General features: G+C 63.8%; 10 protein-coding genes. 9 read left to right on the top strand and 1 reads right to left on the bottom strand.

What is annotated here, in order from left to right:
- Window positions 1-101: 101 nt before the first annotated feature.
- The gene (pseB, locus tag MUN81_RS09685; protein WP_245117098.1) at window positions 102-1,121 is read left to right on the top strand and encodes a UDP-N-acetylglucosamine 4,6-dehydratase (inverting); all 1,020 of its coding nucleotides are present in this window, start codon (window positions 102-104) and stop codon (window positions 1,119-1,121) included.
- 1 nt (window position 1,122) lies between these two features.
- Here pseB and MUN81_RS09680 read toward each other — a convergent pair whose 3' ends face one another.
- Window positions 1,123-3,261 carry a gliding motility-associated C-terminal domain-containing protein gene (locus tag MUN81_RS09680; protein ID WP_245117097.1) on the bottom strand — a complete coding sequence of 713 codons (2,139 nt, stop codon included), beginning with the start codon at window positions 3,259-3,261 and terminating at the stop codon, window positions 1,123-1,125.
- A gap of 106 nt (window positions 3,262-3,367) precedes the next feature.
- Here MUN81_RS09680 and pseC point away from each other — a divergent pair, with 106 nt between their 5' ends.
- From pseC to MUN81_RS09640, 8 genes are all read left to right on the top strand, one after another.
- The gene (gene pseC / locus MUN81_RS09675; protein ID WP_245117096.1) at window positions 3,368-4,561 is read left to right on the top strand and encodes a UDP-4-amino-4,6-dideoxy-N-acetyl-beta-L-altrosamine transaminase; all 1,194 of its coding nucleotides are present in this window, start codon (window positions 3,368-3,370) and stop codon (window positions 4,559-4,561) included.
- A complete protein-coding gene (locus tag MUN81_RS09670; protein WP_245117095.1) occupies window positions 4,551-5,465 on the top strand; it encodes an aldo/keto reductase in 915 nt (304 codons plus the stop codon). Before pseC ends, MUN81_RS09670 begins: the two co-directional genes overlap by 11 nt.
- Complete coding sequence (locus MUN81_RS09665; protein WP_245117094.1) at window positions 5,447-6,253, top strand: SDR family oxidoreductase; 807 nt, start codon at window positions 5,447-5,449, stop codon at window positions 6,251-6,253. The genes MUN81_RS09670 and MUN81_RS09665 overlap by 19 nt, the downstream gene beginning before the upstream one ends.
- Window positions 6,254-6,257: 4 nt before the next feature.
- Window positions 6,258-7,007, top strand: a complete 750-nt coding sequence (locus MUN81_RS09660) for a hypothetical protein (protein ID WP_245117093.1) — start codon at window positions 6,258-6,260, stop codon at window positions 7,005-7,007.
- A 14-nt stretch (window positions 7,008-7,021) separates the two neighbouring features.
- Window positions 7,022-7,921, top strand: a complete 900-nt coding sequence (locus MUN81_RS09655) for a class I SAM-dependent methyltransferase (protein ID WP_245117092.1) — start codon at window positions 7,022-7,024, stop codon at window positions 7,919-7,921.
- Window positions 7,922-7,930: 9 nt separating this feature from the next.
- Window positions 7,931-8,677, top strand: coding sequence for a crotonobetainyl-CoA--carnitine CoA-transferase (locus tag MUN81_RS09650; protein ID WP_190922072.1), 747 nt, complete (start codon window positions 7,931-7,933; stop codon window positions 8,675-8,677).
- Window positions 8,678-8,796: 119 nt separating this feature from the next.
- Window positions 8,797-9,390, top strand: a complete 594-nt coding sequence (locus tag MUN81_RS09645) for a GNAT family N-acetyltransferase (RefSeq protein WP_245117091.1) — start codon at window positions 8,797-8,799, stop codon at window positions 9,388-9,390.
- Window positions 9,380-11,317 (top strand): NAD-dependent epimerase/dehydratase family protein, encoded by a 1,938-nt coding sequence (locus tag MUN81_RS09640; protein WP_245117090.1) that lies wholly within the window; start codon window positions 9,380-9,382, stop codon window positions 11,315-11,317. The genes MUN81_RS09645 and MUN81_RS09640 overlap by 11 nt, the downstream gene beginning before the upstream one ends.
- Window positions 11,318-11,322: the final 5 nt, after the last annotated feature.

Raw genomic sequence — 11,322 nt, 5'->3', positions numbered from 1 at the left:
GCGCGTTGGCAAACGACTTACATGGCCCACGATGCACGGACTCGCCGAGTCCACGCTACAATGTTCTACTTTTGCAGTCCTGTTTTGGCTTACCTTTTTTCATGGCTCTCGACCTCAACCACAAATCCATCCTCGTCACGGGGGGCACCGGCTCGTTCGGCAAGCAGTTCGTGCGCACCGTTTTCGAACAATTTCCCCTGGTGAAGCGCCTTGTGGTGTTTTCGCGCGACGAGCTGAAGCAGTACGAGATGAGCCAGGAGTTCAGCCCGGCGAAGTACCCGGCCATCCGCTATTTCATCGGCGACGTGCGCGACCCCCAGCGCCTGCACCGCGCCTGCGAGGGCATCGACATCGTGATTCACGCCGCCGCCCTCAAGCAGGTGCCCGCCGCCGAGTACAACCCGATGGAGTGCATCAAAACCAACATCTTCGGCGCCGAAAACGTCATCAACGCCGCCCTCGACTCGGGCGTGAAAGACGTGGTGGCCCTCAGCACCGACAAGGCCGCTGCCCCCATCAACCTGTACGGCGCCACCAAGCTGTGCTCGGACAAGCTCTTCGTGGCGGCCAACAACATGAAGGGCGCCCGCGACCTGCGCTTTTCGGTGGTGCGCTACGGCAACGTAATCGGCTCGCGCGGCTCGGTGGTGCCGTTCTTTTTGCAGGAGCGGCACAAGGGCGTGCTGCCCATCACCCACCCCGACATGACGCGCTTCAACATCTCGCTCGAAGAAGGTGTTGATTTGGTGCTGTATGCGCTGGAGCACGCCTGGGGCGGCGAGATTTTCGTGCCCAAAATCCCCAGCTACAAAATTACGGAAGTGGCCCGCGCCATCGGGCCGGAGTGCGAACAGCAAATTGTGGGCATTCGCCCCGGTGAGAAGCTGCACGAGGCCATGATTACGGAAACCGACGCCCTGAGCACCGTGGAACTGGACCGCTACTACGTCATCCTGCCCTCGATGCCGACCTGGGACGTGGAGAAATTCATTAAGAATTTCAACGGCCGACGCGTGCCGCTGGGCTTCTACTACGACTCGGCCAATAACGAGGAATGGCTCGACGCCGAGCAGATTCGCGAGGAAATCCGCCTGCACGTGGATGCCGATTTTGCGGTGTAGTTTAGCGTTTGACTTCTACCCAGCCTTTGATTTTCCGACCTGAAGCCGTTTTGGTGAGCAGGTAGTAATAGACGCCATCGGGCAGGCCCTGGGCTGCCCAGGCGTTGTCGTAAGCCGCTTGCGAAAAAACCTCGCGGCCCCAACGATTGAAAACACGCAGGCTGAAAGCGGACGGCAATAACCCTTGAAGCACAAGGGTGGCGTTGTAACGGTCGCCGTTGGGCGTGATGATATTGGGAATAGTGAACGGGCAGGCCTCGTCGCTCACCAGCAGCGAATCGGTGCTGACGCAGCCCGCAGCGTTGCGCACTTCCACGTGGTAAAGGCCGGGTTGGGTTGCGGCGAAAGTAGCTCCGACGCTGCCGTCCTGCCAGCGGTAGTTGGAACCAGCGGGCTGCGGGCCGGCATACAGCTGCACGGCCGGTTGCCCGAAGCACAGCACCGTGTCGCGCCCCAGGCTAATGAGCGGCTTGGGGAGCAATTGTACGTCCACGGAATCCTGCACCGTGCACCCTTCTGGCGACGTGAGGGTCAGCACGTAGCGGCCCGCGGCGCGCACGGAGCGGGCCGCGGTAGCAAGGCCGTCGCGCCAGCGGTAAGTCGTGCCTGCGGGTTGCTCTACCGGGCCGATGGTTAAGGCTTGCCCTGCACACAGCGTGCGCAGGCGCGGCCCCAGGTTCAGCACTGGTGAAGCCACCACCGTAACCGGGTGTTGAGCCGTGTAGGTGCCGCCCCCGGGCAACACCGCCGTTACGGTTGCTGTGAACGTGCCGGCCAGGGCATACACGTGGCTCACCCCGAACCCCGTGGCCATGTTGGCGGGCCCAGCGCTCGCGTCGCCAAAGTTCCAGGTAAAACTAGTGCCCGGGGAAAAAGGCAATACTTCGGCGCTAAAAGTGACCGCGCTTCCAACGCAGCATTGGCTGGCAGCCGCATTAAGGACCACACGAATGGACGCCAATCCACCTGCAAAGTTGGGCAAACCCACACGGGCGAAGTCATTAGCCCTCAAATTGATTGGCTGGCCGCTGGGGCGGAAGTCGCAGGCTAAGCCGGCGGCGTTAGGCACTTCAATAACGCCGAGGTAGCCGGTAAAAACTTGTCGTACATAAAGGCGCGAGTCGTTGCCGCGCAACACCGCGCCAAGCCCACCGATAGCAGTGCCAACCCTTGTCAGCGTGTTTTGATTCGCCAAATCAAGCTGATAAACGCCTAGGTCACTAACATTGGCCTGGAACTGTAATGCAGTCAGGTATAGCTTGCTGCTATCGGGCGAAAACTCCAAGCCGTAATAGCTTACCGCAGCAGTAGGAATAGAGCGGGCGTTCGATACCTGGCCAGTCTGGTTGTTGAAGTCAAACAGTTCCAGCCCCGCACGTGATTGCACCAGCGCCAGCTGTCGGCCGTTGGGTGCGGCCCGTAGGTAGCCGCCGGCGTTATCGAACTGGAACAGCGTAGTGCCAGCGTTAGGATTTTGATGAACCGCCCCGACAGCGCTGACTACCGGTGCAGCCTGCAAGCCCGCAGGATTGAGTAGAAAGCAATAGAAAAGGTTAGTACCCCAGTCATGCACGATAATCCAGTAGTCACGGCCGTTGGGTAGCGGCACGGCCGTTAGCTTTTCGGTGACTTTTAGCCGACCACCGGGCAGGGGCACTGCCACTTCCTTTACCGGGCCGATATCGCCGAGTCCCCCTCTCAAGCGCAGGTCAATAATGGAGTAGCGCAAGCCGTTGTTTAGCTCATTTTCAAGCGCATCAACGGTGAAGAGATACACCTCTTGCGGGTTACGGGGGCTGGGCACCAGCAGGGCGCCTTGTGTGGCCGACTCGTGGCCTCTGCTCAACATCCCATTGGGCATGGGCGCATTGGTGGAGTCCCAGACCTGGGTTCCGCTCGCAGAGCAAAGCAGGCGGCCATCAGCACTGGATATGGTTGAGCAAGCTTCATGAAATACCAACGCGCTGCTGGGTGTAGCCACCGGCGGCCCCACCGCCGGAAACGTTAGCCCGCCCCCGCGGGCAAAGCGCCAGTTGCGCGTTTCGGGTTGAGCCCAAACCCTGGTACAGCCGCTCACCAATTCCAGTATCAAAAGCAGCAAGAATGGTTTCACTGGCATGTATAAGAGAGTTTTGGACAAGTAGAAAGATACAGAAAGGTAAAGAATTGGAGACCAGGAACCCCATGCGGCAACAACCATTTCTTCGCTCCCGCGCTTTCCTTTCCGATTCTATCTTTGCCCGTCCATGCCCGAATCTATTTTCCACCCCACCCGCCCCCTGCCTTACGGCCGCCAGCACATCACCGAAGCCGACGTGGCCGCCGTCACGGCCGCCCTGCATGCTGATTACCTAACCCAGGGGCCTACCGTGGCCGAATTCGAAAAGCAGTTTGCCGCCTACGTGGGCGCGCGGTATGCCGTGGCCGTGAGCAACGGCACGGCTGCCCTGCACCTCTGCGCGCTGGCCCTGAACGTGCAGCCCGGCCAGCACGTCGTCACCACGCCGCTCACCTTTGCGGCTTCGGCCAACTGCGTGCGCTACTGCGGCGGCGAGGTCCATTTTGCCGACATCGACCCGGATACGGGACTCATCGATTTGGCCAAGGTGCGCGCCCTGCTGGAAGCGCACCCCAAAGGCTATTTCACGGGCTTGATTCCGGTGGATTTTGCTGGCCTGGCGGTGAACCTAGAGGAAGCCCGCCAGCTGGCCGATGAGTTCGGGCTCTGGATAATTGAGGACTCCTGCCACGCGCCGGGCGGCTTTTTCATTGACTCCAAAGGCGAGAAGCAGCGCTGCGGCAACGGCCAGTTTGCCGATTTGGCCATTTTCAGCTTCCACCCGGTAAAGCACATTGCCACCGGCGAGGGCGGCATGATTACCACCAACTCCGAGCAGCTGTTCCACCACCTGCTGCGCCTGCGCACCCACGGCATCACCCGCGACCCGGCCGACCTCCGGCGCGAGCCCGACGGCGGCTGGTACATGGAAATGCAGGAGTTGGGCTACAACTACCGCCTGCCCGATTTCAACTGCGCCCTGGGCCTGAGCCAGCTCGCCCGCGCCGACGAAGGCCTGGCCCGCCGCCGCCAGCTGGCCGCCCAGTACGACGCGGCCTTTGCCCAGGTGCCCGGCGTGACGGTGCTGGCCCACGGCCGCCCCGGCCACGCCTACCACCTCTACGTCATCGAGGTAGCCGACCGGAAGGGGCTGTACGATTTCCTGAAAACGCGGCAGATTTTTGCGCAGGTGCACTACATCCCGGTGCACCGCATGCCCTACTACGAAGGCCTGGGCTGGCGCGCCGGCGACTTCCCGCTGGTGGAAGAATACTACGCCCACTGCCTCAGCATCCCGCTTTTCCCCACGCTCACCGACGAGGAACAAGCCTACGTGGTGGCGTGCATCACCGAGTTTGTGACTGCTGACAATGCCGGTTAGCAGCCCCCCGACTTCCGCTGATTTTCTGAGCCGGCTCGCGCTGGGCACGGTCCAGTTCGGGCTCGACTACGGCATCAACAACACCGCCGGACGCCCCTCCGACGCGGCCGTGCACGCGGTATTGCGCACCGCCCAAGCCGCGGGCATCACGCTGCTCGACACCGCCGCGGCCTATGGCGACAGCGAAGTCCGGCTGGGCCACTGGCTGAGCGAGCAGAGCCCGACGGCTCCCCCTTTTCAAGTTGTGACCAAGCTGGCCGCCGGTCCGGCCGCCCAGGTGCAGCACCAGCTGCAGGAGTCACGGGCGCGGCTGCGACAGCCGGCCGTGTACGGGGTGATGTTCCACAGCTTCGGTGCGTTTCGGGAGCAGGAGGCGGGTTGGGAGGCGCTACGGGAAGCCCGCTCTGAGGGGCTGGTGCAGCGCATTGGCTTGTCGCTTTATCACCCGCAGGAGGCGGCTTGGCTGCTGGAAACGGGGCTCGATGCTGACCTCGTTCAAGTGCCTTTCAACGTGCTGGACCAGCGCTTCGGGCTCATTTTACCGAAACTGGCGCGGCGCGGGGTAGAAGTGCACGTGCGGTCGGCGTTTTTGCAGGGCCTGCTGCTGCGCGACCCGGTCGCCCTGCCCGCTTTCTTCGCGCCGCTGGCTCCCAAGCTGACCCGGCTGCGGGGCCTCGCGCAGGAAGCAAACGTGCCGCTGCCGGCCCTGCTGCTGCAGTTTGCGGCCTACGCGCCGGGGGTAGCGCGCCTGGTGGTGGGCGTGGACTCCGTGGCTAATTTGCAGGAAAATGTAGCGGCCGGCGCGTTCTCTTTGCCTGCCGAGCACCTGCGCCCCGAACTGCTGGCGCTTGCCGAAACCACCGACGAATTCATCCTGCCCTACGCATGGCCGCCCCGCTCCTAGCCGACTATTCCAAGCTGTTCGACCTGACGGACCGTCTCGTCCTTGTGACGGGTGGCTACGGCCACCTGGGCCGGGCCGTGGTGCTGGGCCTGCTGGCGCACGGGGCCCGCGTGGTGGTGCTGGCCCGCCAGGAGGCCAGCTTTGCGGAACAATTCGCCGACGAAATCCCCAAAGGCCGCGTGTACTTTCAGGCCTGCGACGTGGCGTCCACGCCGTCAGTTCAAGCCGCCTTTCGGGCCATCCGCGAACAGCGCGGCGCGCCGCACGTGCTCATCAACAACGCCGTATACAGCGCCGGCCAGCAGCCCGATGCCCTGACCGACGAGCAGTTTGCCCTTGGCCTCGACGGCTCGGCGGGCAGCGCCTACCGCTGCCTGCGCGAGGTGCTGCCCTACCTGCGCGAAAACGGCGGCGGCAAAATCATCAACGTGGCCTCCATGTACGGCATGGTGGCGCCTGACTTTGCCGCCTACGACGCGCACCCGCAGTTTCTGAACCCGCCCCACTATGGCGCGGCCAAAGCCGCTGTTATTCAGCTCACCAAGTATTTTGCTTCGTATCTGGGGCCCGAGAATATTCAGGTAAACTGCGTGTCGCCGGGGGCGTTTCCGAGCGCGCGGGTGCAGGAGCAGCCTGGTTTCGTGGCCGAGCTGGAACGGCGCAACCCGCTGGGGCGCATCGGCCGGCCCGAGGATTTGGCGGGGGCTTTTGTGTATCTCAGTGCCCCGGCGTCTGATTTCGTCACGGGCCACAACCTGGTAGTCGACGGCGGCTGGACCATTCGCTAACGCCATGCCTGCAACCACTTCCGCCCGCGTCGTCGTCATCATTCAGGCCCGCATGCGTTCCACGCGGCTGCCGGGCAAAGTGCTGCTGCCCCTGCCGCTGGATGGCCACACCAGCATCCTGGGCCACGTGGTGGCGCGGGCTAAGCTTGTGGCGCCCGGCCAACCGGTAGTGGTGGCCACTTCCACCCTGGCGGCCGACGAAGCGCTGGCCGCCGCCGCACAGGCACTACAAGCCGAGGTATTTCGGGGCGATGAAGCCGACGTACTCGGCCGGTTCGTGGGGGCGCTGGTCGGCCGGGAAGTCGAGGCCGTGGTGCGCATTACGGCCGACAACCCAGCCATTGACCCAACGTTTGTGCGGGCGGCCGTGGTGCACCACTTCGCCACCGGCGCCGACTATACCCTGACCACCGGCCTGCCGCTGGGTACTAACGTGGAAATCATTGCCGCCGCAGCCCTGCGCCGGGCCGCGGCCGAAGCCACCCGCCCCGAAGAGCGCGAGCACGTGACGCCCTACCTGCGCCGCCACCCCGAGCTTTTCCACCTGGAAGAATTGCCCTGCGCGGTGCCAGCGGCCGTGGCCGCCCTGCGCCTCACCGTGGACTACCCCAGCGACTACGCCTTGCTGCACCTGCTGTACTCGCAGCTGCCCGCCAATTTTTCGCTCACCGAGCCCGACGGCCTGCCGGCGCTGCTGGCCAAGCACCCCTGGCTGGCGCACATCAACGACCAAAACACTCAGGTACAGCCCTAACGGCCGGCTTTCCCATGAATCTACCCGACACCCTGCGTCTCAACGAATACGGTTTCTACGAAGTCGTCGACAAGCCGAGCCCGGCCGAGTTGAGCCATTACTACGCCCGGCGCTACTACCAGGAAGGCCTCACCACTTACCAGCCCAGCTACCCGCCCGAAGAGCTGGAGCACATCGAGGGCAAGCTGCGGCTGCGGCGCTGGGTGCTGGAGCAGCTGCGGCCCGGAACGGGAGCCGCGCCCAAGTCTTTTCTGGACATTGGCTGCGGCGAGGGGTGGGCGTTGGCCCACTTCCACCGGCAGGGCTGGGACGTACTGGGGCTGGATTACAGCAGCTTCAGCGTGGAGCGGTTTCAGCCCGACCTGCGGGCATACCTGCGCACCGGTGATATTGTGGAGCAGCTGGCCCAGCTGATTGCCGACGGCCGCACATTCGACGTACTGTGGCTCGACAACGTGCTGGAACACGTGCCCGACCCGGCCGCGCTGCTGCGGCAGTGCCGGGCGCTGGTGGCGCCTGCCGGAACACTGGTGGTGGAGGTACCCAACGATTTTTCGGCCCTGCAGAATTACCTGTTGGAGCAGGGTCACATCGACCGCCCTTTCTGGGTGGTGCTGCCCGACCACCTGGCCTACTTTAACCAGACCGGCCTGCGCAACGTGGCCCAGGCCACGGGCTGGCGCGTGGCCAAAACCCTTGCCGACCAGCCCATTGACCTCAACCTGCTCAACCCCGCCACGAACTACGTGATGAACCGCGCCGCCGGCCCCGGTGCCCACCGCGCCCGGCTTGAACAAGACAACCTGCTGCTGCGCACGGCGCCCCTGCCAGTCGTGGCGGCCTACTACGAAGCCATGGCCGGCGTGGGGCTGGGCCGAAATATCGTGGCATTTTTGCAGCCCCAACAAACCTGACTTCGCCCCATGTCCTCCCCTATTTCAGTCCTCAGCGGCGCGCCCGTAGCCGAGCAAACGCGCCGCGAGAACTTCGCCCAGAGCCTGCGCGAGTCGCCCATTCCCAACACCGAGCTGCTCAACAACCTGGGCCTGTACCTGAACCGGCAGACGTTTTCGCGCCTGCTCTTTTTCACCGAGCTCTACCAGCAAATCATTCCGGTGCACGGCGTGGCCATGGAGTTTGGCGTGCGCTGGGGCCAGAACCTGGCCCTGATGCACGCGCTGCGCGGCATCTATGAACCGTTCAACTACAACCGCAAAATCATCGGGTTCGACACCTTCGGCGGCTTTCCGTCGGTAGACGAGAAGGACGGCAAGCTGGTGAAGGAAGGCGACTACGGCGTGACGCCCGAGTACCAGGACTACCTCACCCAAATCCTGGCACTGCACGAGGCCGACAGCCCTATTCCGCACAAGCGCAAGTTTGAGCTGGTGGCCGGCGACGCTTCCGAAACCGTGCCCCGCTACCTGCGCGACCACCCCGAAACCGTCATCGCCTTCGCCTACTTCGACTTCGACATCTACGCCCCCACCAAAGCTTGTCTCGAAGCCATCCGGCCGCGCCTGACCAAAGGCGCCATCGTGGCCTTCGACGAGCTGAACTGCCCGGAATTCCCCGGCGAGACGCTGGCGTTTGACGAGGTGTTTGGCGTGGCCAACTACGCGCTGCGCCGCAGCCCGCTCAACCCGCTGATTTCCTATTTGGTGGTGTAAGTGTTACCGGAAATGGTCATGCTGAGCGCAGCATCTCTACCGCGCAACTAATCAAATTTAGTATGACGGTAGAGATGCTGCGCTCAGCATGACGTTCTTTTTACTTCGTCATTCCTGATATGACCACCTACCGCCCCCTTCCCGCCGCCGAGTACCGCCACGACGCCTACCAGCTCATCCCCATTCGCTACGAGGACCGGGAGCCCATCCGCACCTGGCGCAATGCCCAGCTGCAGGTGCTGCGCCAGGCCGCACTGCTTACCGCCGAGCAGCAGGAAGCGTATTTTCAACGGGTAGTAATGCCGCTTTTTGAGCAGGAGCAGCCGGGGCAGTTGCTGTTTTCGCTGCTGCACGAAGGCCAGCTCATTGCTTATGGTGGACTGGTGCACATTTCCTGGCCTGATTTGCGGGCGGAGGTTTCGTTTCTGGTGGAGCCGGGCCGGGCGGCCGACGCCGCCACGTACCGACAGGACTTTCTGGCCCACCTGCGGCTGCTGGGGCAGGTGGCATTTGAGGGCCTGAAATTCAATCGATTGTTCACCGAAACCTACGACATCCGGCCGGCGCACGTGGCCATTCTCGAAGAAGCAGGCTTTCGGCTTGAAGGGCGTTTGCGGCAGCACGTCCAGCTTGCGCCGGGTACTTTTGCCGACTCACTGATGCACGGCCAGTTGGCCGCCGACTATGCCACAGCCTTTGATATTGCCTTTTAAACGAATTTTCATCAGCGGCGGGGCCGGCGTCATTGGCCAGGAAATGGTGCGCCTGCTGGCCTCCCTGCCCGCCGACATTGACGTGCTGGTGGGCGACCTCAAGCCCCGGCCCGCCGACTTTCCAGCCCGATTCCAGTACCGGCAGGGCGACCTGAACTACCTCACCGCCGAGGAAATCGGCACGTTTGCGCCCGAGGTGTTCATTCACCTAGCGGCCACGTTTGAGCGCTCCACCGAAACCTACGGCTTCTGGGAAGAGAATTTCCAGCACAACGTGCGCCTCAGCCACCACCTGATGACGGTGCAGAAGGACCTGCCTTCCTTGCGCCGCGTGGTGTTTGCCAGCAGCTACCTCATCTACGACCCCGAGCTGTATAATTTCGCGGAGGTGCCGGCCCAGCCCCGCAGCCTGCGCGAAACCGACCCCATCCTGCCGCGCAACCTGACCGGCATGGCCAAGCTGGCCCACGAAATTGAGCTGCGCTTCCTGCAAACGTTCCGCGGGGCGCAATTCAGCACGGCCATTCCGCGCATCTATCGCGGCTACGGGCGCAATGGGCGCGACATCACTTCGCGCTGGGTGCGCATGCTGCTGGCCGGCGAAGAAATTACGGTCTATGGCGCCGAGTCCTTTTTCGATTATCTCTACGCCGCCGACACCGCCGAGGGACTGCTCCGCTTGGCGGCGGCCGTAACCGTGGCCGGCATCATCAACCTGGGCACCGGCCGGGCGCGGCGCGTGGCCGACGTGGTGGACGTGCTGAAGCAGAACTTCCCCGACCTGCGCGCCACCTACGTGGCCTCGGACATTCCATTCGAGGCCTCGCAGGCCGACATGACGCTGTGGAGTAGCCAGATAGATTGGCTGCCGCCCACCACGTTAGAGCAGGCCATCCCCGAAATCATCGCCTTCGAGCGCGCCCGCCTGCAAGGCCCGGCCGCCGCCAAGGCGCCCGGCCACGTACTCATCAGCAGCGTGGCGGCCAAGGTGCCGCTGGTGCGGGCCGTGAAAGCCGCCGCCCAGCGCCTGCACCCGGAAATGAAAGTCATCGGGGGCGACATGAACCCCGGCTGTCTGGCTCAGCATTTCACCGACGACTTCTGGCAGATGCCCGCCACCGCCGACCAGCACCTGGCCGACATCATTGCCGAGTGCCAGGCCCGCGGCATTGGCCACGTCATTCCTACGCGCGACGGCGAGCTGGCCTTCTGGAGCCGGCACCGCGCCGCCCTGGCCGAAGCCGGCATTGCCGTGCTGGTGAGCGCCCCCGAAGCCGTGAGCCGCTGCCTCGACAAGATTGAGTTTGCCGTGTTTGGCCAGGAAAACGGCCTGCCGGTGATTCCCACGGCTTTGGGGCTGGACGCCCTCTCGGCCGTGCCCACCAGCACGGGCTTCGTGGTGAAGGAGCGCCACGGCGCCGGCTCCCTCAGCCTGGGCCTGAACCTGCCCGAGGCCACGGCCCTCACCCACGCCCACACCTTAGAAGAGCCAGTATTTCAGCCCTTTATTCAGGGCCGCGAAATCAGCGTGGATGCGTATGTGGACCGCGCCGGCCGCGTGCACGGACTGGTGCCGCGCACCCGGGACTTCATCGTGCACGGCGAGTCGCAGGTAACCACCACGCTCAACAACCCGGCGCTGGTGGCCCGCCTCACCCCCATCGTGGAGCGGCTGGGCCTTTACGGGCCGCTGGTGCTGCAGGCCCTGCTCACGGACGATGGCGGCCTGCACCTCATTGAGTGCAATTGCCGCTTTGGGGGCGCTTCCACGCTGGGCATTGCGGCGGGTGTCGATTCGTTCTACTGGTTCCTGCAGGAAGCGGCCGGCGCGGAGCTGAGCCAATTTCCGTTCCGCCCGGCTGCTGAGCCGCTTCGGCAGGTGCGCGCCGCGGCCGACGTGGTGATGCCGGCCACAACTCACGAATAGCCGCC

The organism is Hymenobacter sp. 5317J-9 (assembly GCF_022921075.1).
Taxonomy (GTDB): domain Bacteria; phylum Bacteroidota; class Bacteroidia; order Cytophagales; family Hymenobacteraceae; genus Hymenobacter.
This window is presented reverse-complemented; position numbering and strand designations above follow the sequence as displayed.

Bases quoted from the DNA above. Each gene is read 5' to 3' on its own strand.
- pseC (WP_245117096.1), top strand. From the start codon at position 3,368: ATGCCCGAATCTATTTTCCACCCCACCCGCCCCCTGCCTTACGGCCGC.
- MUN81_RS09660 (WP_245117093.1), top strand. From the start codon at position 6,258: ATGCCTGCAACCACTTCCGCCCGCGTCGTCGTCATCATTCAGGCCCGC.
- MUN81_RS09655 (WP_245117092.1), top strand. From the start codon at position 7,022: ATGAATCTACCCGACACCCTGCGTCTCAACGAATACGGTTTCTACGAA.
- MUN81_RS09650 (WP_190922072.1), top strand. From the start codon at position 7,931: ATGTCCTCCCCTATTTCAGTCCTCAGCGGCGCGCCCGTAGCCGAGCAA.
- pseB (WP_245117098.1), top strand. From the start codon at position 102: ATGGCTCTCGACCTCAACCACAAATCCATCCTCGTCACGGGGGGCACC.
- MUN81_RS09645 (WP_245117091.1), top strand. From the start codon at position 8,797: ATGACCACCTACCGCCCCCTTCCCGCCGCCGAGTACCGCCACGACGCC.
- MUN81_RS09670 (WP_245117095.1), top strand. From the start codon at position 4,551: ATGCCGGTTAGCAGCCCCCCGACTTCCGCTGATTTTCTGAGCCGGCTC.
- MUN81_RS09665 (WP_245117094.1), top strand. From the start codon at position 5,447: ATGGCCGCCCCGCTCCTAGCCGACTATTCCAAGCTGTTCGACCTGACG.